20 protein-coding genes and 1 tRNA gene are annotated in these 20,230 nt (G+C 67.3%); 9 read left to right on the top strand and 12 right to left on the bottom strand.

Going from position 1 to position 20,230, the window contains the following annotated elements:
- Positions 1 to 73 precede the first annotated feature (73 nt).
- A complete protein-coding gene (locus tag KM295_RS03070) occupies positions 74 to 1,771 on the top strand; it encodes a YcaO-like family protein (RefSeq protein WP_256028395.1) in 1,698 nt (565 codons plus the stop codon).
- Between the two features lie 49 nt (positions 1,772 to 1,820).
- Complete coding sequence (locus KM295_RS03075; protein WP_256028396.1) at positions 1,821 to 2,918, top strand: mechanosensitive ion channel family protein; 1,098 nt, start codon at positions 1,821 to 1,823, stop codon at positions 2,916 to 2,918.
- On the opposite strand, the gene KM295_RS03080 is transcribed toward KM295_RS03075, so the two are convergent.
- Positions 2,902 to 3,303, bottom strand: coding sequence for a universal stress protein (locus KM295_RS03080; protein WP_256028397.1), 402 nt, complete (start codon positions 3,301 to 3,303; stop codon positions 2,902 to 2,904). The genes KM295_RS03075 and KM295_RS03080 overlap by 17 nt on opposite strands.
- Before the next feature lie 67 nt (positions 3,304 to 3,370).
- Positions 3,371 to 4,732 (bottom strand): bifunctional metallophosphatase/5'-nucleotidase, encoded by a 1,362-nt coding sequence (locus KM295_RS03085; RefSeq protein ID WP_256028398.1) that lies wholly within the window; start codon positions 4,730 to 4,732, stop codon positions 3,371 to 3,373.
- A 101-nt stretch (positions 4,733 to 4,833) separates the two neighbouring features.
- Between KM295_RS03085 and KM295_RS03090 the strand changes: the two genes are divergently transcribed.
- Positions 4,834 to 5,070 (top strand): DUF5816 domain-containing protein, encoded by a 237-nt coding sequence (locus tag KM295_RS03090; protein ID WP_256028400.1) that lies wholly within the window; start codon positions 4,834 to 4,836, stop codon positions 5,068 to 5,070.
- Positions 5,071 to 5,208: 138 nt separating this feature from the next.
- The gene (locus tag KM295_RS03095; RefSeq protein ID WP_256028401.1) at positions 5,209 to 5,523 is read left to right on the top strand and encodes a DUF7116 family protein; all 315 of its coding nucleotides are present in this window, start codon (positions 5,209 to 5,211) and stop codon (positions 5,521 to 5,523) included.
- Positions 5,524 to 5,527: 4 nt separating this feature from the next.
- Here the strand turns inward: KM295_RS03095 and KM295_RS03100 are convergent, their stop codons facing one another.
- Genes KM295_RS03100 through KM295_RS03110 form a run of 3 tightly spaced genes read right to left on the bottom strand, consistent with a single transcriptional unit; the run spans position 5,528 to position 10,418 of the window.
- Entirely contained in the window at positions 5,528 to 6,706 is a 1,179-nt protein-coding gene (locus KM295_RS03100) for a pyridoxal-phosphate-dependent aminotransferase family protein (RefSeq protein ID WP_256028402.1), read from the bottom strand.
- Between the two features lie 57 nt (positions 6,707 to 6,763).
- Entirely contained in the window at positions 6,764 to 7,540 is a 777-nt protein-coding gene (locus KM295_RS03105; RefSeq protein WP_256028403.1) for a hypothetical protein, read from the bottom strand.
- A gap of 37 nt (positions 7,541 to 7,577) precedes the next feature.
- Positions 7,578 to 10,418, bottom strand: coding sequence for a DEAD/DEAH box helicase (locus KM295_RS03110; protein ID WP_256028404.1), 2,841 nt, complete (start codon positions 10,416 to 10,418; stop codon positions 7,578 to 7,580).
- A gap of 125 nt (positions 10,419 to 10,543) precedes the next feature.
- On the opposite strand from KM295_RS03110, the gene KM295_RS03115 reads away from it, so the two are divergent.
- Positions 10,544 to 11,398, top strand: coding sequence for an eIF2B alpha/beta/delta subunit family protein (locus tag KM295_RS03115; protein WP_256028405.1), 855 nt, complete (start codon positions 10,544 to 10,546; stop codon positions 11,396 to 11,398).
- 7 nt (positions 11,399 to 11,405) lie between these two features.
- Here the strand turns inward: KM295_RS03115 and KM295_RS03120 are convergent, their stop codons facing one another.
- The 3 genes from KM295_RS03120 to KM295_RS03130 all read right to left on the bottom strand — a co-directional run bounded on the left by KM295_RS03120 (position 11,406) and on the right by KM295_RS03130 (position 14,230).
- Positions 11,406 to 11,618 (bottom strand): DUF8106 domain-containing protein, encoded by a 213-nt coding sequence (locus KM295_RS03120; RefSeq protein ID WP_256028406.1) that lies wholly within the window; start codon positions 11,616 to 11,618, stop codon positions 11,406 to 11,408.
- Positions 11,619 to 11,716: 98 nt separating this feature from the next.
- Positions 11,717 to 13,990 (bottom strand): CDC48 family AAA ATPase, encoded by a 2,274-nt coding sequence (locus KM295_RS03125; RefSeq protein WP_256028407.1) that lies wholly within the window; start codon positions 13,988 to 13,990, stop codon positions 11,717 to 11,719.
- 3 nt (positions 13,991 to 13,993) lie between these two features.
- Positions 13,994 to 14,230: a DUF7127 family protein gene (locus KM295_RS03130; protein ID WP_256028408.1), complete on the bottom strand. Its 237-nt coding sequence runs from the start codon at positions 14,228 to 14,230 to the stop codon at positions 13,994 to 13,996.
- Positions 14,231 to 14,454: 224 nt separating this feature from the next.
- Between KM295_RS03130 and KM295_RS03135 the strand changes: the two genes are divergently transcribed.
- Positions 14,455 to 15,225: an alpha/beta fold hydrolase gene (locus tag KM295_RS03135; RefSeq protein WP_256028409.1), complete on the top strand. Its 771-nt coding sequence runs from the start codon at positions 14,455 to 14,457 to the stop codon at positions 15,223 to 15,225.
- A gap of 78 nt (positions 15,226 to 15,303) precedes the next feature.
- On the opposite strand, the gene KM295_RS03140 is transcribed toward KM295_RS03135, so the two are convergent.
- The 4 genes from KM295_RS03140 to KM295_RS03155 form a co-directional block, all read right to left on the bottom strand.
- Positions 15,304 to 15,666, bottom strand: coding sequence for a response regulator (locus KM295_RS03140; protein WP_256028410.1), 363 nt, complete (start codon positions 15,664 to 15,666; stop codon positions 15,304 to 15,306).
- 157 nt (positions 15,667 to 15,823) lie between these two features.
- Positions 15,824 to 16,819, bottom strand: coding sequence for a DNA replication complex subunit Gins51 (locus KM295_RS03145; RefSeq protein ID WP_256028411.1), 996 nt, complete (start codon positions 16,817 to 16,819; stop codon positions 15,824 to 15,826).
- Positions 16,816 to 17,994, bottom strand: coding sequence for a DNA primase small subunit PriS (gene priS, locus KM295_RS03150; RefSeq protein ID WP_256028412.1), 1,179 nt, complete (start codon positions 17,992 to 17,994; stop codon positions 16,816 to 16,818). The genes KM295_RS03145 and priS overlap by 4 nt, the downstream gene beginning before the upstream one ends.
- A gap of 48 nt (positions 17,995 to 18,042) precedes the next feature.
- Positions 18,043 to 18,531, bottom strand: coding sequence for a GNAT family N-acetyltransferase (locus KM295_RS03155; RefSeq protein WP_256028413.1), 489 nt, complete (start codon positions 18,529 to 18,531; stop codon positions 18,043 to 18,045).
- A gap of 146 nt (positions 18,532 to 18,677) precedes the next feature.
- Here KM295_RS03155 and KM295_RS03160 point away from each other — a divergent pair, with 146 nt between their 5' ends.
- From KM295_RS03160 to KM295_RS03170, 3 genes are all read left to right on the top strand, one after another.
- A complete protein-coding gene (locus KM295_RS03160; RefSeq protein WP_256028414.1) occupies positions 18,678 to 19,082 on the top strand; it encodes an archease in 405 nt (134 codons plus the stop codon).
- Between the two features lie 119 nt (positions 19,083 to 19,201).
- Positions 19,202 to 19,276, top strand: a tRNA-Glu gene (locus KM295_RS03165).
- A gap of 111 nt (positions 19,277 to 19,387) precedes the next feature.
- Positions 19,388 to 20,230 (top strand): shikimate kinase, encoded by an 843-nt coding sequence (locus tag KM295_RS03170; RefSeq protein ID WP_256028415.1) that lies wholly within the window; start codon positions 19,388 to 19,390, stop codon positions 20,228 to 20,230.

The raw sequence follows: 20,230 nt of genomic DNA on the forward strand, positions 1-20,230 counted from the left end.
CCCCCGGCGGTGAGATACCGCCCATGAGACCCACCGATACTCGAACGCACGCCACCAGCACCGGTGACCGACCGTGACGACGGTCGGTCTGGCCGGCGGTAGCGCCGCCGTCGAGGCGATCCGCGCCGCGCTCGAAGATACCGACGCGACGCCGGCGAGGGTCGATACCGACGCTGTCGGCCGATCGGACGTCGCCGTCCTCGCCGCGACGGTCGGTTCGGCGGCTTTCGGGCATGCGGCCGAACGCGCACGCGAGAGCGGAACACCGCTCGTGAGCGTCGAACTCGGTGGGGTCGGTGGCCGGCCGGTCGACGGCGTCGACGCGGCGGTCTCGGGGTACGCGCCGGGGACGGCCTGCTATGACTGTCTCTGTGAGCGGATCGAGGCGAGCGATCCCGACACCGACGGGGGAGACTACGCCACGCCGACGGCACGGTTCGCCGGCGCTGTCGCCGGCCGTGAACTCGCGGATCTCCTCGCCGGCGGGGAGTCGGCGATCCTCGGCGGCGTGATCGAACTCCCCTACACGCGCCGACGGCTCCTTCCGGTCCCGTTCTGTGCGTGTGGGGAACCGTCCGGTGTCGATCGCGAACTCCGCCGGAACGAAGAGCCTCGGCCGCTCGAGGAGTCGATCTCGCTCGCCGAGGTCGCCTTCGACGAGCGCGTCGGCCCGATCGGATCAGTCGGGGAACTGGAGTCATTTCCGGTGCCGTACTACCTGGCGACGCTCGCCGACGCACCGTTCTCTGAGGCGGACGTGCCGGACCACGCCGCCGGCGTCGGGCTCGATTGGGATCCGGCCTTCATGAAGGCCCTCGGGGAGGCCCTGGAGCGGTACAGCGCCGCGGTCTACCGGACCGGGGGGCTCTCGACGGATCCGGCGGCGCCGATCGATCCGGCGCGGTTCGTCGGTCCGGACGACGAGGACGGACAGGTCTCCTACTGGCACGACGCCGAACACCTCGAGACCGGCGAGACCGTCCAGGTCCCGGCCGAACTCGTCGTGTTTCCGCCGCCGGAGCGGACGATACGCCCGGCGATCACGACCGGGCTCGGGCTCGGCAACGGCGACGCGGAGGCGATCCGGTCGGGGCTCTATGAGGTCCTAGAGCGCGACGCCGCGATGCTCTCGTGGTACTCGACGTACGAACCGATCGAGTTGGCCGTCGACGACGAGGACTTCGAAACCCTCACGAACCGGGCGGCAAGCGAGGGCCTCTCGACGACGGTCCTGTTGCTCACCCAGGACGTCGACGTTCCCGTCGTCGCCGCCTGTGTCCACCGCGACGGCGGGTGGCCCCGCTTTGCCGCGGGATCGGCCGCGCGGCTGGATCCGAACGCGGCCGCCCGCGGCGCCCTGGAGGAAGCGATCCAGAACTTCCTCGAATTGCGCCGGATGGGCAAAGAGCGGGCCGACGAGGCGGGTGGGGCGATCGGCACGCACGCCGCGTTCCCCGAATCGACCCGTGCGTTCGTCGAAACGGAGACCACGGTTCCGGCCGCCACCGTCGGCCCGGCCGACCCTCCCAGAGAGGGGGCGGAGCTGACCGCTCTCCTCGATCGCGTCACCGCGGCCGGACTGGACGCCTACGCCGCGCGGGTGACGCCCCGCGACGTCGAGACGACGGGGTTCGAGGCCGTCCGTGTCCTCGTTCCCGAGGCCCAGCCGCTTTTCACCGGCGAGTCGTACTTCGGCGATCGGGCGCAAACGGTCCCCGGATCGCTCGGCTTCGAGCCGCGGCTCAACCGATCGTATCACCCGTTCCCGTAGCCGGACGTTATTGGGAACACTTTTTGCCGACTCCGGTCCACGGAGTAGTATGAACGGCCCTCTGGTTTCGCTCCAGACGGAGCCATCCGCGCCGGATTCGACGCTCGGCGGTGGTCCCGGCCTCTCGCCCCCGGGGTGGCTGCCGGATCTCGTTCCCGTCTCCCTGTATCGGCTCGTCGCCGCCGCCGCGCTCGTCGTCTTCGCGTACTACCTCTCGCGGCTCGCCCGCCAGGTGTTGGGTCGACGGATCGCCCGCCGTTTCAAACGACCGTCGGTAGCCCAGACGGTCCTCCGTGGGATGCAGGGGGCGATCGTCCTCGGCGCGGTGTTGACCGCCCTGAGCTTCTTCGGGATCGGATTCGGCAACATCGCGCTCTCGGTCGGTGTCTTCTCGGCGGTTGTCGGGATCGTCCTCGCGCCGATCATCGGGAACATCATAAGCGGCGTCTTCGTTCTCTCCGAACAGCCCTACGAGATCGGCGACATGATCGGGTTCGAGGACACCGGAACCCGGGGGTTCGTCGAGGAGATCACGCTCGTCTACACCAAGATGTTCACCCTCGATAACACGTTCATCGTGTTACCGAACGGGACGATGCGCGAGCGGGACGTGGTCAACTACTCGGCGGAGGATACCCGGATCCGGATGACGCTGAACGTCGGCGTCACCTACGAAAGCGACATCGACGTCGCCCGCGAACAGATGGAGGCGGCCGCACGCTCGGTCGAGGGCGTCATCCGGGGCGGCCCGGACATCCGGATCGGGAGCGCCCGCTATCCCGCCTCCCCGACCTGCTACATCCGGCAGTTCGGCGACAGCGAAGTCAGCCTCCGGCTCCGATACTGGGCGGAGGAACCCTACAAGCAGACGGCGGTCCGATCGAGGGTGATGGCCGACGTCTGGAACCGGTTCGAGGAACACGGCGTCGAGATCCCGTACCCGCACTCGCATATGGTGTTTGACGACACCAGCGGCGAACTGCAGGTCTCGATGCGGGAGTCCGAGGCCGCAACCGAATCGAGACCCGGCGGGGCGACGGCACGAGACGAGGCCGAACCGCAAGCGGAAGCGGGAACGGAAACGGAACCAGAGACGGAACCGAGGCCCCGACCGGACACCGAAGACGACGCTACGGGCTCGCGGTGATCACTTCACACTCCAGCTTCCGCCGGAGGTACCCCTCGATGTCGGGGTCGTCGATCAGCTGTCTGACCATCCGTCGCCATCGTCCGGCCTGTTTGCGTCCGATGACGACGTAGTCTGCCCCCTCGGCGGCCACCTCGTCGAGAATCGTCTCCTCGATCATAAAGCCCGACCGGATGACGTACCGGGCGCGGGGAAGCCGACCGAACTCTTTTTCGACAGCGTTTTTGAGTTCCGTCCGGGAGACGTCCCTGTCGTTCTGAAAGAGGTTGACGTGCAACACTGTGAGTTCGGCGTCGCGCTCTTCGGCCACGTCGATCGCCCGTTTTAACGTTGCCCGCGAGTGCTGTGAGAGCGGGTACCGGACGGGAACGACGACGAGCGTCATTATAGGAGGAAGATGCGCCCCGGGCCTGAAGCTTGCGATCCGGCGGCTATTCCGTCAAGCCGTCCGGTCACAGTCCCTCCCGGACGATCCGTCCCTCGCGTTCGGGGTCGATCCCGACCGCTCGCGCGTACTCGATCAGGACCTCGTATTGGGTGTCCAGTCGATCGACGACGCTGGCTTCCGCGAGCGTCGGGAACTCGGTGTCGGCGTACAACAGGAACGCCGAGACGGCCAGCCGGTACCGTCGGTCGTCCCCGACCGGCTCGCCGGCGACGGTCGCCTCCGCGAGGCGGTCGTCGTCGTGGTTGTACCTGAGCCGGGCGCCCGACACGTGGGCGTGCCACCAGTCGGATTCGCCGAACCCGGGCGTGTCGGCACCTTCCCGGAGGACGGACCGTAGCTCGGCCCCGGAGAGTTCGATCACGACCAGGGGCTCGTCGAACGGAACGAGGCCGATCAGATCGCCGGTCGTGACTGCCCCCGAAAGGGGCGGTCCGGTCCTGATCCCGCCGCTGTTCTGTAAGCCGACGACCGGCGGGTCGGTCCCGACGGCCCGTTCGGCCGCCCAGCGGTAGGCGTCGGCGACGAAGTTGCCCACGCGGCTCTCGCCGCGGTAGGCCTCCCTGTCGGTCCGACCGATCGGGTCTTCGACGTGTCCGACGACGGTATCGAGGCCGGCCGTCGCGAGCAGCTCGCGGTAGCGGTCCGCCAGTTCGGTATCGAGCGGGCCGTCGCTGACGACGTGTCTGGTCACGTCACCGGCGTCGGGATCGATTTCCAGCACCGTCTCGCCGCCGCTTCCGGGGCGGGTGAGGACCGTCCCGTCGATGCGCTCGATTCGTTCGGTGTGGACGTGACCGCCGAGGACGATGTCGACGTCACAGGCGGCCGCCAGCCGGCCGTCGGCACGGCCGAGATGCGACAGCGCGACGACGTAATCGACACCGCGATCCCGGAGCGCCCCGACGGCGCGGCGGGCGGCTTCGATCGGGTCCGCGAAGGTCAGTTCCCCCTCGAAGTCCCCGAGCGAGGGCGTCGTCGGGTCGGTGATCCCGAAGAAACCCACCGAAACGTCGCCGACGCGTTCGATCGCCCATCGATCGACGCCGGCGAACGGCTCTCCCTCGCGGATCACGTTAGCCGAGAGCCACCGCTGTGGCGACCGACGGACCAGTTCGGCCGCCCGGTCCGGTCCAAAGTCGAAATCGTGGTTGCCGAACGTTTCGACGTCCGGCCCGATCGCCTCGAAGAACTCCAGTGCGATCTCGCCCCGGGTAACGAGCGGCAACACGCCCGGAGCGAGGTCGTCGCCGGTACCACAGAGGAGCGTGTGATCCCCATCGATCGCGTTGATCGTCCCGGCGAGACGGCCGACGGACTCGGGATCGTCGTGGACGTTCTCGATGTCCGAGTAGTGGATCAGCCGCACGGCCCGACATCCGGCGGGACCGGAGAAAACCGTGTCGTATCGCGGCGGTCGCCGGGGGCCGGACCGTGACCGTTTTGCCGCCGGACGGCCGATTCCCCCCCATGGACGAACGAACCGGACCGGACGGCGACGTGCTGTATCTCTCCGATTCGACCGAGCGGGGCAACAAGGGACCGTTCCGGATCGTCTACGCCGACGCCGAGACGTCGCGTCGGTGGGGATTCTTCTGTACGAACTGTGAGTCGTTCGATACCGCCGTCGATTCGATGGGACGGATCCAGTGCAACCGGTGTGCGAACTTCCATAAAGCCGAGGAGTGGGACGCCGCCCACGAGTGAGTGCCGATAGATAGCGCGTCCGATACGTTTTCCGGATACCCGTCCCCTCGTTTCGATCCGGGCGTACCGCTGCGGATACAGGTCACCGATCGGGTACGTGCGAATCTTTATTTCGTGTCGCGCCCAATTCCCTCTCGAATGGGAGCTGTTAGCACGTCCCTCATCGAGGAAGCGCGTACCGTCTTCCAGGATCTCGGCTACGAGGTCACGGAGGAAGGTGACGAACTCCGGGCCGAACGGAAGTGGCGAACCGTCTACGTGACGGCCGCCGATCCGTCGGAAGCGAGTACACACGGCCGGCTCCGCTGTTTCGTCGCCCGCACCGACCGGGCCCCGGAGGTCCGCGACCGACTGCTCGATCTCGAACCCGACTACGACTGGGCGGTCATCACGATCGAGGAGGACGATTCCTCGGTCCTCCATCCCAGCGCCGACGTGCTCCCGGCGCCGTAGCGGCCTATTCGTCGAGCGCGTTCACGGCGGCAGCGACGCCGGCACCGGGATCGATGTCGATCCCGTGTGCGGAAAGCGTCTCGCCGAGCGCGCCGAGCGTCTCGAGTACCGGCCCCCGACGGGCGCCGTGGCCCATACAGCCGATCCGGACGGCCTCGTCGGCGAACGCGCCCAGGCCGGTCGCGATCTCGACGTCGTGTTCCTCGCGCATGGTTTCGACGACCGCCCCGGGTGCCAGCCCGCCGGGGAGCCGTGCCGTCGTCAGGCTCGGCAGCCGCGCCGACGGCGCGACGACCGGTTCGAGCCCGAGCGCCCACAGCCCCTCCCGGAGCGCCCCGGAGAACCGCCGGTGGCGCTCCCAGCGCGCCACGAGGCCCTCCTCGTGGATCAACCGCAGCGCCTCCCGGAGCGCGTAGATGTTGTTGACCGGCGCGGTGTGGTGATACGAGCGCTCCTCGCCCCAGTACCCCTCGAGCAACGAGAGATCGAGGTACCACGACCGGACCGGATCCTCGCGGTCGAGGACCTTCTCCATCGCCCCGTCGCTGATCGACAGCGGGCTGGCGCCCGGCGGACACGAGAGGCACTTCTGGCCTGCCGAGTAGGCGGCGTCGACACCCCACTCGTCCATCCGGAACTCGATGCCGCCCAGCGAGGTCACACAGTCGGCGAGGACGAACGCGTCGTGGTCGTGGGCGGCCTCGGTGATCGCCGGCATCGACGGCTGTCGGACGCCCGTGGAGGTCTCGGCGTGGACGACACCCACGACGTCCGGGTCGTGTTCGGCACATGCCGCCCGGACGTCCTCGGGGTCCAGCGGCTCGCCCCACGGCGTCTCGATCGTGACTGCCTCGCCGCCGGCCCGACGGGCCATCTCGGCCATCCGGCCGCCGAAGTAGCCGTTCCCGGGGACGAGCATCGTCTCGCCCGGCTCGAGGAGGTTGCCGACGGCGGCCTCCATCGCCGCCGATCCGGTTCCGCTGACGGGGATCGTCCACTCGTTGTCCGTCCGGAGCGTCTCCCTGAGCAGGTCCTGGGTCTCGTCCATCACTTCGACGAACGCCGGATCGAGGTGTCCGATCGGCGGCGTGCCGAACGCGCGCAGGACGCGGGGGTGCGTCTCGCTCGGGCCGGGGCCCATCAGGAGTCGATCCGGCGGCTGTAACTCGTCGACTGAGTCCATAGGCGGCCTGTTGATCCGGCTCGCAAAAGCGGTACCGGAATCCGATCGCCCCCGCGATCAGAACCGCTTTCGCACGTACGAACGGATCCGTTCGGTCCGGTCGACGTCGTAGGTCCAGAGGCTCCGCCAGACGTTCCGATCGATCTCGACCGCGACGAGCGCCACGTGCCCGTCGTCGCTTCGGTCCTCGGGCGTGAAGACGACGACCCACGAGCGGCGGTACTCCTCGCTCGTGCCGCCGTGGACGGTCACCCCGAGCTCCTCGACGGCCTCGGGATCGTCGCGAACGCCGTAGATGTGGGTCTCGACGCCGCTGTCGCCGAGCCGTTTGTACATCGTCCGGGTACCGTACTCGTCGTCGAGCCGCGAGAGCCGCTGGAAGGTGCTGTGGAATTCACCGTTATCCGCCGTCAGTGCCCGGTGTTCGATGAACCGCGAGATCACGACCAAAAGCAGCTTCTCGCGGTTGGAACGCGGAAGCCCCTCGACGACGAACTCGATGTCGTCGAGCCCGGTCAACACCTCGGGAAACGTGCCCAGATCCGACTGTCGCGTTCCGGTCCGGTACCGATCGACGTTGACCAGCAGATACGCCTCCGCGAGTTCCGAAAGCGGCGTCGTCGCCACGACGTTCCCGTCCTCGACGAGACAGACGAGGTTGTCCACCCCTTCGGGGATCTGTTTTTCCGTCACCGTCACCGCCTGTTCCTCGAAGGCTTCCGAGAGCAGGTCGACGAACGGCTCCGGTTCCGTCCGGTTCAACAGAAGCAACGACTTCTCGGAGGTATCGGCCTCGTCGATGAATCCGGACAGTGTTGCTGGCAGCTCACCCATCGACGTGAGGCTGGGCCTCCAGCGTCTTAAGCGATGGCTACCAGAACGACTTCGTCCGGGCGTACTGCCGTTCGCGTTCGATGATATCGCGGTAGAAATCCGCCTCGTCCTCGCGGTGGTTGTTGATGATGTAGGCGGCGTTCCGCGGGCCGACGCCCCGGGCCGCCAGCGCGATGACGGCCTTCTTGCCGTGGCTCTGGACGAGACTCGCCGCCTTGTACGCCCGCTCTGTCTGCTCTTTTTGCTCTTGGCTCTTCTCGTCGGCCCGGACTGCCTCGAGGACCTCCTCGGCCCAGGGGTTCAGCGCCGCGATCCGGGTCGAGCCACACGCCGGACACTCCGGCTGTTCGGGGACGCGCTCGACGGTCTGTCTCCGGTCCCACTCCTTGCAGTGCAGACACGCGAGCAACACCCGATCGCCCATGATCCGCTCTCGAACCGTCTCGACGACCGAAGCGTCGGCGTTTTCCGGCGAGAGGAGTTCACGGCCCGACGAGCGCCCGGCCGTCCCGAGGGCGGTCCGTCCGCTGACCGTCTCGAGTTCGAGATCGCCAGCCCGGAGTCGCCGGAGGACGTCGCTCGCACCCTCGGCGTCGAGTTGTTCGTGGAGAACGACCCGGACGGCCTCGTCGTAGATCGGGGTATCCTCTAGGGCGTCCAACAGTCGGTCCTTGCCGAACCGATTCTGACTCGATCCGTTCCCCTTCCAGCGTTTGAGCGCGCCGAACTTCGCGGCGACCTGCGCCAGCGTGAACTTCAGCGTGTCGGCGTTCTTCAGGCTCAACTCGATGAGGTCGGCGACGTGGTCGGGGTCGGTCGTCTCGACGATCTCGACAACGTCGCCGATCGTTACTCCCGAGGGGACCTCGAGTTCGATCCGGTAGGGATCGACCTCCATCGCGACCGAGGAGCCGGTCCGCTGGCCGATCAGTGCCGAGAGCAACCGCCCGAGCGTCTCGTTTATCGTGTGGCCGAAGGCGGCGTTGAGGACGATCTCGCGGCCGAACCCCTCGATCACGATCCGGTCGTCGGACGGCACCGGCCCCTCGTGTCGTTCGACCGGCTCCAAGGCTTCGCCCGCGGTGTGTTCGTCGGTCGGAAACCGGTCTTCGAACGCCCGGGCGAGAAGCTCCCGGCTCGCGCCGTCGTCGAACCGACCGCGTGCCTGCGCCCGCGTCCGGCCGACGTGCTGGGCGACCTCGCGGGGAACGGGGATCTCCTGGCCGACCCAGGAGGGCACCTCGCCGGTCGGGTCCTCGATCGGCGAGACCAGCACCGTCTCCTCCTCGTCGTCGATCTCCGTGATCCGCCACATCTCCCCGCCCTGGACGAACGTCTCGCCGGGGGCGGCGAAGGTGACGACGAACCGCTCGGCGAGCGTGCCAACGGTGTCGCCGGAGGCCATGTCTTCGACGGTGTAGGTGGCCTCGTCGGGGATCATCGAGAGGTTCGCATAGAAGTACTGCCAGGTGCCGCCCGATTTCTCGAGGCGATCGTTCTCCTCGTCGAGATACAGCACACGGTTGCCCGAAAGCTCCCGGACGACGGCCTTGAAATCCGCCTCGGGGAGGTCCCGGAACGGGTACGCCCGTGTGACGATCCCGTAGGCGCGGGCTGCCGACAGCTCGCCGAAGCCCATGAGCAGGCCGGGGATCTGGTTGGCGACGGTGTCGAGGCTGGCGTGGTGGATCCCGGCCGCCTCGACGTCGCCGCGCTCGGCCCGCTCGACGATAGCCAGCGCCTCGAAGGTATCGTCCGGGTTGGTCGCGACGACCGTCCCCGAGGAGGTCTCCCCGCGCCGGTGGCCGGCCCGCCCGACGCGCTGGAGGAGCCGTCTGACCTCCCTGGGGCTTGCGTACTGGATCACGTGGTCGATCCGGCCGACGTCGATCCCCAGTTCCATCGAGGAGGTACACAACAGCGCGTCGATCTCGCCGGTCTTGAACCGGTCTTCGACCTCGATACGGGCGGATTTCGACAGCGATCCGTGGTGGATCCCGACGTCCGTTCCGTAGGCTTTCAGCCGCGAACCGAGCCCCTCGGCCGTCTGTCGGGTGTTGACGAAGACGAGCGTCGAGTCGTGTGCCCCGACGATCTCGTCGATGGCCCGGATGTGGCTGGCGATCTCGGCGTCAGTCATGAGTTCCCCGGCGGCCGTCTCGTCGGCCGACCCGATCTCCGGCGTCCGGATCCGGACATCGACGTTCGAGCCTGCGTCGATCTCGATCACGTTACAGCCGCGGTCGCCGGTCAGGAACCGACCGACCTCTTCGGGGTCGCCGACGGTCGCCGACAGGCCGATCCGCTGGAACGCCCCGGCGTGTTCCCGGAGGTGTTCGAGCCCGATCGTGAGCTGGGCGCCCCGTTTCGAGGCGGCGAGTTCGTGGACCTCGTCGACGACGACGTGTTCGACGTCTTCGATCGCCCGCCGGAGCTTCTTGCCCGTGAACATCGCCTGCAGCGTCTCCGGCGTCGTCACGAGGACGTCGGGCGGGTCCTCTGCCTGTTTCTGTCGCTCGTAGTCGGTCGTATCGCCGTGTCTGACCGCGATCTCGATCCCGAGCGTCTCGCCCCACCACTCGAGCCGTTCGCGCATATCCCGGTTCAGCGCCCGCAGGGGGGTGATATAGAGCGCTTCGATCCCGTGGCGGGTGTCGCGGCCGACGATCGCGGAGAGAACGGGCAGCATCGCCGTCTCGGTCTTTCCCGACCCCGTCGGTGCAACGACGAGTCCGTGTTCGCCCCGGACGAGCGGCGGGATCGCCTCCCGCTGGGGCGCTGTCGGCGTCGTGAACCCACGCTCGGACAGCGCCGACCGGACGTCCCCGTGGAGGGCCGCGAAGGCGTCCATCCCGGCCTCCGGGTGGGTTTCGCTCATCGGTGTCGCGTACGTGCGCGAGCCGATTAAACGCCGCGTTCGCGGTCCGTCACGGTGTCGGTGTTCGTGGTGGGCGTTCCGTCCCCGTCCGAAAACATATGCCCGCCCCCGACGACGTCTCGGGTATGATCGACGAAACCGCCGCGGAGATCCGTGAGATGCGGACCCACTCGTCGTCCGTCGTCGCCGTCAAGGCGGCCGAGGCGCTGCGGGAACTCCTCGACCGGGACTTCGCAACCGTCGAGGAGTACGCCCGATCGCTCGAACGGAACAGCAACGCTCTCCGGCGCGCCCAGCCCTCACACGCCTCGCTGTACAACACCCAGCGCGAGATCGTCGCCAGGGTCACCGACGGGGATTTCGGGACGATAGAGGCCGCGAAAGCCGAAACCGAGGCGGCGATCGACGACGTCGTCGAGAGCGTCAACGCCGCCAAACACGGGGCCGCGGAGAACGCCGTCGAACTCCTCCCCGACGGCGCGACGGTGTTGACCCACGATTACTCCTCGACTGTCGTCGAGGCGATCGAACTCGCCGCGAGCGGGGGGAACCACATCGACGTCTACGTCACCGAGGCCCGTCCGCGCTTTCTCGGCCGGAAGACGGCCCGTCGGCTCGGGGAGATCGACCGCGTCGACGCGACGCTCGTCGTCGACAGCGCGGCCGGCCTCCATCTCGACGACTGCGATCGGGTCCTCCTGGGGATGTCCGCGATCGTCGACGAGACACTCTACAATCGGATCGGAACCTTCCCCATCGCGGTGACGGCCGCCGAACTCGCGGTCCCGGTGTCGGTCGTCGGCGCGAGCGAAAAGCGCGTCGATGGCGGGTTCGTCTTCGAAAACGAGTCCCGCCCGTCGGCCGAGGTGATGCGCGAACCGGCCGAGGGGTTCTCCGTCTCGAATCCCGCCTACGACGCGACGCCGACGCGTCTACTCGAGAACGTCGTCACCGAAGACGGCATCGAAAAGCTCGAATGAACCGCGGTCAGGCGGTGATCGGCGTCGATCGGTGCCCGGCATCGAAGTACGGCTGGCTGACGACGACCGTCCCACAGTTCGGACAGCCTATGTCCGTTCTGTCGTCGTGATCGTCGACGGACCACCCGTCCCCCGCAGGCGCCGCGTGGCTACAGCCCGGACAGAACAGAAACGCCTTCCGGGCGGACTCTTGTTCGGTGTTCGGTTGCGTTACACTCATCACTAGAATTGCGGATCTGGATGGATATATGTCTGGTGGTGGTGTGACGTTTCGAAATATAATGAAAAATTAGGGTCGTACCTGGAAGTTCGTTTCAATCACTGGAACGTCCGGCTGATCTCGGGCTCGTCCGGCTCCTGGGAGGGTCCGAGCTCGTCTTCGAGTTCCTCGTACCGTTCGCGGGTATCCTCGTCGACGCTCGGACCGACCTCCTCGAGGGCCTCCTCGAAGTGTCCGCTGGTGACTCGGACGTTACCGACGCTCTTTGCGGCCTCCTCGGCGGAGACGCTGTTGATGAACTCCCGGGTCGCCGCCATCGAGGCCTCCCGACAGACCGCCTCGATGTCGGCGCCGACGTAGCCGTCGGTCTCGTCGGCCAGCTCGTCGAGATCGACGTCGTCGGCCAGCGGCTTATCGCGGGTGTGGACGCCGAAGATGGCCCGCCGGGCGTCCCGGTCGGGGACGGGCACGTGGACGTGTCTGTCCAGGCGGCCGGGGCGCAAAAGCGCCGTATCGATGAGGTCCGGCCGGTTGGTCGTCGCGACCACGACGACGTCCTCGAGCTCTTCGAGGCCGTCCAGCTCGGTCAGAAGCTGGGAGACGACGCGCTCGCCGACGCCGCTGTCGCCCATGCGGGCGCCGCGCTCGCCGGCGATGGAGTCGATCTCGTCGAAGAAGATCACGGTCGGGGCGTTCGATCTGGCCTTCTCGAAGACCTCCCGAACTCCCTTCTCGGATTCGCCGACGTACTTGTTCAGCAGTTCGGGGCCCTTGATCGAGATGAAGTTCGATTTGGCCTCGTTGGCGACGGCTTTCGCCATGAGCGTCTTGCCGGTGCCGGGCGGGCCGTAGAGCAACACGCCCTTTGCGGCGTCTACGTCCATCGCCTCGAAGACCCCGGGGTAATCGAGGGGCCACTGGATCGTCTCCCGGAGGCGCTCTTTGGTGTCCTCTAGGCCGCCGACCGACTCCCAGGTGACGTCCGGGACCTCGACGAAGACCTCCCGAAGCGCCGAGGGTTCGATCCCCTTCAGGGCGTCCTTGAAGTCCGCCTCCGAGACCGACATCGATTCGAGCATCTCGGCGTCGATCTCGTCCTGTTCGAGGTCGAGTTCGGGCCGGATCCGCCGCAGGGCGTTCATCGCGGCTTCCTTCGTCAGGCTCTCGAGGTCGGCGCCGACGAAACCGTGGGTGTTCTCGGCGTACCTGTCGATGTCGATCCCCTCGGCCAGCGGCATCCCGCGGGTGTGGACCTGGAGGATCTCCTTGCGGCCCTCCTTGTCCGGGACGCCGATCTCGATCTCCCGATCGAAGCGGCCGCCCCGGCGAAGCGCCGGGTCTAGGGCGTCGACCCGGTTCGTCGCGCCGATGACGATGACGTCGCCGCGCTCGTCGAGCCCGTCCATCAGGCTGAGCAGCTGGGCGACCACGCGGCGTTCGACGTCGCCGCTCGTCTCGCCGCGCTTGGGTGCGATCGAGTCGATCTCGTCGATGAAGACGATCGCCGGGGCGTTCCCCTCGGCCTCCTCGAAGACCTCACGGAGCTGCTCTTCGCTTTCGCCGTAGTACTTCGACATGATCTCGGGCCCGGAGATGTTCGTGAAGTGGGCGTCGATCTCGCTGGCGACGGCTTTCGCCATGAGCGTCTTGCCGGTGCCGGGCGGGCCGTGGAGCAACACGCCCTTCGGCGGCTCGATGCCGAGCTGTTGGAACAGCTCGGGGTGCCGCATCGGGAGTTCGATCATCTCCCGGACCTGTTCGAGCTCCTCGTCGAGCCCGCCGATGTCCTCGTAGGTCACCGAAGGGGTGCCGCCGCCGGCTGCTGCGCTGGCCTCGCTGCCCGACTGGGCGATCTGTTCGGCGGGCTTTTCGCTGACCTGAATGTCCGTCGAGTCGGTGACGACGACGGTGCCGTCCGGATCGGTGTCGGCGATCCGCAGCGGAATGCGCTGGCCGCTCCCCGTCGAGAGCGGGCCGAGGCCCAGCGAGAAGGGGACGTTCTGGCCGGTCGTCACGGCCTGCCCGCTGAGCTTGTCGCGTATGTGGGGGCCGATGTTCCCCCGGATACGGAGGTTCTGCGGGAGCGCTACGGTCACCTGTTTCGCGGGGTTGACGTCGGCAGGCTCTATCGAGACCTTGTCGTCGATGCCGACGTCGGCTTCCTGTCTGAGCCGGCCGTCGATACGGATGACGCCGCGGCCCCCGTCTTCGGGGTAGCCGGGCCACACCCGGGCGACGGCGCGGGACTCGCCGCCGTCGATGACGATGTAATCACCGTTTTCGACGCCCAGTTCATCCATCGCGCTCCGGTCGACGGCCGCGAGTCCGCGGCCGGCGTCCTTCTGCTTGAGAGGTTTGACAGTAAGTCGCATTGCTTATCGCTCCATTTCGACACTAACGATCCCGTTGTTCATAACGGCACGGTCGACGCCGCTCGGGACGGAGAACTCGTGTTGGTCGCCATCGACGACGACGATCGCCGTACCGTCGACGACGTCGACGCTACCCTCGACAGGGCCGAAATCCGCGACGAGGACGGCCTCGTCGTCGTACTCGTAGTGACGAACGGGGCCGTCGACGTCGGCCCGGATCGACTGGGAGTGTTCGCTCATACTAACTCATAGTTAGTTGTAGCACTATATAAATATATCGCTAAAATGCCGCTAACGGGTGGTGGTATTCGGCGAACGGTCGAATTGCGGTTCGAAGTTCTCTCGGCGGAAATGACGGGCCATGCAGGACGGCTACGGAACGGTGAGTGCGGCCTTTTTGGATCCGGGGGTGTGACCGCCCGGATGCCACGCGGTTTATATCCACCCCGGCGCAGAGAAACGGCATGGAAACGGTCACACACGACGGACGGACGATCGCGTACCGACACGCGACCGCCGGGAGCGGCCCGACAGTCTGTTATATTCACGGCGCGGGCGGGAACCACCGCGTCTGGGTGAACCAGTACGGCAACAGTGAGACGCCGCCGGCGGTCGCCCCCGACCTGTCGGGACACGGCGACAGCGACGACGTTTCGACGGCGGCCGGCGAGGAAACACTCGACGCCTACGCCGACGACGTCGTCGCCGTCTGCGAGGCGACCGACGCGACGGTGCTCTGTGGGAACTCGATGGGCGGGGCGGTGGCGCTTTGGATCGCGCTCGAGCGGGACCTCGATATCGGGGGGATCGTCCTCGCCGACAGCGGCGCGAAACTCGCCGTCGATCCGGACTTCCTGGGGACCCTGCGAGAGGATTTCGAGGCCGCGATGGAGACGCTTCACGCCCCCGGCGTGCTGTTTTCCGACCCGACCGACGAACTGCTGGAGCGATCGATGGAGGCGATGCGGGCCGCCGGCCACGACGTGACCCTGCTGGACTTCGAGACGTGTGATGTCTTCGACGTCCGAAACCGATTCGCCAGTATCGAGGTCCCGACGCTCGCGCTCTGTGGGGAGAACGACCCGCTGACGCCCCCGAAGCTCCACGAGTCGCTGGCCGAAGAGCTCCCGAACGGGATTTACCGGGAGATCGCCGACGCCGCCCACATGCCGATGCTGGAACGTCCCGACGCCTTCGACAGTGCGGTCCGGGCGTTCCTCTCGGACACGGGATGATCACTCGGTTGGCGTCCCCTGTCATGCCCTTTCTGCGCCGATAGGAGATACTTTGGCGATGGGATCCCAGGGGGCCGCTCACTCCGACTGTAGGGCACGGCCGATCGTGTCCAGCAGTTCGCGCTCGGAGTACGGTTTCACCAGATACGCTTCGACCGGTATCTCCTTGGCTCTCTCTTCGACGTCGTCGCTTACGATGGCGGTACTCACGATAACCTTCGGTTCGGGAGGCTGGGACCTGATCCGCCCGGTGGCCGCGATCCCGTCCCCTTCGAGGAGGTCGAGATCCATAATCACCACGTCCGGGTCGTGTTCCGACGCCAGCCTGACGGCTTCACTCTCCCCGTCGGCGAACGCCACGACCGTGTGGGTTGGCTGGAGGAACCGTCGGATGATCGTCCGCTGCAACGGCGCGTCTTCGACGACGAGGATCTCGGCCATCTTTTGACGGGCCAGCGGTCAGGGGACCTGGTGGGTATCGATGGCCGAAGGACGGTTGTAACATAAATGTTGAGGGGTTTCCCCCTGCCTGCGCACTGTCCGCCGTTGGGTCCGTGCTGGCGGTCGATTCGAAACGCTTTCGTCGAATGGGTCGTGTTCACTCCACCCGCTCGGCGGCGTCCTTCTCTACGAGTACGTCCGCGTTCGGCTCCGGAAGCGTGACGACGTCCTCGGTACCGAGGTCGTAATCCCGGTCGTCGGCGCCGACGATCTCGCCGACGTCGGCAGTGATCCGAACGGTCGTTCGGGGAAGGCCGGGCGTCTCCGCCCCGGTTCGTTCGGGACTGGTGCCGGTATCGGGGGCCACGGTCCCCTGCTCGGCGCCGTCCTCGGGCGTGTCCGGGCTGGAGGCTCGGTCCGCCCCGGATCGAGCCCCGTCGTCGACGACTACCGCCGGTGGATCCTCGGCCTTCTCTCCGGCGTTTCTGTCCTTCTCGCCCGGCCGGGCGGTCGGTTCGGATACCGGCGGCGCGTCCTCGGGCGCTGTCTCCGTGGCTTCGGCCCCGGCCGCCGACGTCTCCGCCGTACCGCCGCTCTCACCCATCAGGTCGGCGGCACTGAGGCCGTCCTCCGGCGCCGGCGTCGGATCCGAGCCAGTGTCAAGATCCGGCTCGGAATCCGCGGTCAGTCCCCCGGTGTCGGGGGGTGCCTCGCTTTCTTTTCCCGAGGCCGGTTCCTCGTCGATCGAACACGAGACCGAGGGCGAGTCCCCGTCGAGGACCGAAAGCACCGTCTCGCGGTTCGACTCGATCCGGCCGACGAGATCCTCGAAGAGCGCCTCCTCCTCGCTCGTCAGCCCGTCGTCGTCGATCGGCATCCCCGCCGCGGCGATGGAGGCTTTCTTGACGACCTTGCCGACCCGGCGTTCGTAGATCGCCTCGACGGTTCCCTCGGCGGTCTCGATGTCGTCGGTGAGCCGCCGAACCTCCGGGTCCGAGAAGGGGTCCTCGGCCTCCTCGACGATGCGGGCGCGCTTTTCGTTGAGTTCCTCGATGAACTCCCCGACCTCCCGGTAGAACGACGAGCGCAGGTGCTGGAGGTCGCTGGATTGGCGTTCGCGCGCCTGTACGGACTGGAGTTCGTCGAGGTTCATTCTCCTGCTTTCCTTGCGTGGCCGCGGGCCATCGCGAACACGCCCGCGTGCTCCGGAACGGAAGAGACACCCTCCGGGAGCGTAAAGTTTTCCCCCCGGAGTTCGACGCTCGTCGGTTCCGGTGCGTACACCGCGATCTCGTTGCCGCGGAACGTCTCGGGGACGGGATCGGCGAGTGGATCGAACGCCGCGACCGCATCGCGACCGATTCGCTGGACTTCGAGGCCGGTACCGCCGTGTAAGCTCCCGGGCAGGCGGATGAGTCGGTTGATGTCGGTCGTCACCGGCTCGTCGATCGGCGCCCGCTGGGATTCGATCACGTCCTCGAAGAGCAGCCGGGCGACGCTGAAGACCGCCGGGTGGACGTCGACGTTGCCGCGTGCCAGCTCCTCGCGGTTGTCGCGTGCGGCGTTCAGCGCCGCTTCGGCTTTCCCTTCGCCGATCCCCTCGAACTCCCGCAACCGCGCGAGCGCGTCCGTCTCGTCCATCGAGAGCAACTCCTCTAAGAACGCCTCGAGTCGCGCGCGCGTCCGGCCGGCCCACCCGCCATCCGGGAGGCTCCGCTTTTGGGCGGGCGACTTGCGGCCGGCGCTGCCCGCGACGGCCTGTGTCTCGATGACGTCCTCGAACTCGATCCCGTCCCCGAGGACGTACTCGACGATCTCCCGGCGCGCCGTCCGATCGAGTTCGAGGACGTCGCCCCGACGGACGTGGACGTGATAGCCCCGCCCGCCGGAGAAGACGACCTCGAGGTCATCGAAGCCGAAATCCGACTCCAGGATGTCGAGGAGCTTTTCGAGCGCCCCCTTGCACGTCTCGAGCATGTCACCGTACGTCGTCTCATCGGGGTCGACGCCCGGCAGGTGGTCCGCGTCGAGATCGAAGACGAGATCCGAGCCCCGCCAGCCCTTCGCGCCCATGCTCGAGGCACCGGGATCGTCGTACCGCCCCGCCGAGAAGTAGACGTGCCGCGGGCGTTCGCCGGCGAGGAAGTCCCCGAGATCCCCGCCGCCCGCCAGATCCAGATACGACCGGTGGCGCACCATCGTCGTTTCGCTGTCCCAGGTGATGTACCCCCACTCGCGTTCGTTCGCCGCCGGCGGCGGCGATAGCTCGGCCCGCCGGTAGTGGTCGCCGAACCGGCCCTTCAGATACTCGCGAGTGCGGTCGTCCATGGACCGGGTTCGTGCGAGAAGCGAAAAAGCGTTGTCGTCTCCGCCGTGTCAGGCGCCCGGAACGAACCGGGAGAGCTTCGACGCCAGCCCGCCGTCCCCCAGTCTGAGGTAGTAGGCGTCCCCCCGGTCCTCGTAGTACCCATCGATCCGGCGCTCGATCTCGAAGCCGAGATGCTCATAGAAGGCGAGGGCGCTCTCGTTTGTCGCCCTCGCGTGGCAGGTGACCGAACTGTGTTCCTCGGCGACGGCGGCAACGAGCCTTCGGCCGAACCCCTCGCCACGGTAGCCAGGATCGACCGCCAAAAAGAGGATGTAACCGTCCTTGCGGGCCGCCGCGAAGCCGACGAGCGATTCGTCATCGTAACTCGGTTCGACGAGCGCATAGACCTTCGCCTTGCGGTAGGCGTCGGTGAAAAAACCCCGCCGCTGTTTGAGGACCCCCTCCTCGCGTCTGATCCGCTCTTTCAGCTCCCAGGCCTCCACGACGAACGCGTCGTCACCCGTTCCGATCGAACGGATATCGACGGTGACACTCACTGCCACGTGTTACGACTCGGTCAAATATAACTCCACCGCCCGATCCCGACCGGGCGGGCGCAAGGTTTTCGACGGCCGGGGGTCTTCGGGGAACCGATGGCTTCCAGCCAGGACCGACCGTCGCGAACCGTCGGGGGGTCGACCCGGTGAGCTTCGAACTCCGCGAACACACGGCCGACGTTGCCGTCGAGGCGACCGGCGAAACCCTCCCGGAGACGTTCGAGAACGCCGCCGCCGGGTTTTCGGCCGCCCACTGTGAGTCGATCCCCGAGGACGGCGAACGGTTCTCCCTTGCCGTCGAGGCCGAATCGACCGAGGCGTTGCTCTTCGATTACCTCGACGACCTCGTCTATCAGCGCGACGTGCGCGCCGTACTCCCGGTCGATCACCGTGTCTCGATCGACGCCGACGGCCGGCGGCTCGAGGCATCCGCCCGCGGGGTCCCGTTCGGCGCGATCGACGCCCGCGAAATCAAGGCGGTAACGTACTCGGAGATGGCCCTCGAGGAGACGCCCGCCGGGTGGCGAGCCTACGTCGTCTTCGACGTCTGATCGGTACCGGGTGCCGTTCGGTATGCAGTCTCAACCCACTGAAACCGGTGGCCGGCAGTCCGACTGTCCCGGCCGATACAGACAGTTTTATACCGCCCCGTACCCGACGATGAGACGTCGCTCGCTTGGTGTAGCCCGGCCAATCATATCGGCCTTTCGAGCCGATGACAGGGGTTCAAATCCCCTAGCGAGCATTCCTTCCTGAATCGTTTCGGAGAGGTCCCAACCGATCGAACCGTTCCGTAGAGTGGTCGAACCGATCACGACCGTCACGGCTTTGTGGCCGCCCCCGTCAGATGGGAGCGATGATCGCTCGCGCGGCCGCACCGGCGGCAGGCACCGTACTGAACGCCCTCGCGAACGGCTACGGCTCGGCTTTCGCGATCGATGCCGACACCGAGGCGACCGTCGAGCTGGACGACACCGGAACGGTCTCCGGCGAGATCGAGGGCGCCGAGGACGCCGATACCCGCCTGATCGAGCGCTGCGTCGAGCGCTGTCTCGAACGGTTCGGCGACGGCGAGGGCGCCCACGTACACACCGAAAGCGAAGTTCCGATGGCCTCGGGGCTGAAGAGCTCCAGCGCCGCCGCCAACGCGACCGTGCTGGCGACGCTCGAGGCGCTCGGGGTCGATCTCGACCGGAAGGCGGCCTGCCGGATCGGCGTCGCGGCCGCACGCGATGCCGGCGTCACCGTCACCGGCGCCTTCGACGACGCCTCGGCGTCGATGCTCGGCGGCGTCACCGTCACCGACAACACCGATGACGAACTGCTCGCCCGCGACGAACCCGACTGGGACGTCCTCGTCTACACGCCCGACGAGCGGGCCTACTCGGCCGACGCCGACGTCTCCCGATGTGAGCGGATCGCGCCGATGGCGGATATCGTCTACGAGCTCGCCGCCGACGGCGCCTACGAGTCAGCGATGGCCGTCAACGGGTTCGCCTTCTGTGCCGCGCTCGAGTTTCCGACCGAACCCCTCATCGAGGCGATGCCGGCCGCGACGGCGTCGCTCTCGGGCACCGGGCCGAGCTACACCGCCGTCGGCGACCGCGAGGCGCTGGAACCGCTCGAATCCGTCTGGAGCGAACGGGCAGGCCATACGTGGCTGACGACAACACAGCGGACGGGCGCGACGGTCCGATAG

This window comes from Natronomonas aquatica (assembly GCF_024449025.1).
Classification (GTDB): Archaea; Halobacteriota; Halobacteria; order Halobacteriales; family Haloarculaceae; genus Natronomonas; species Natronomonas aquatica.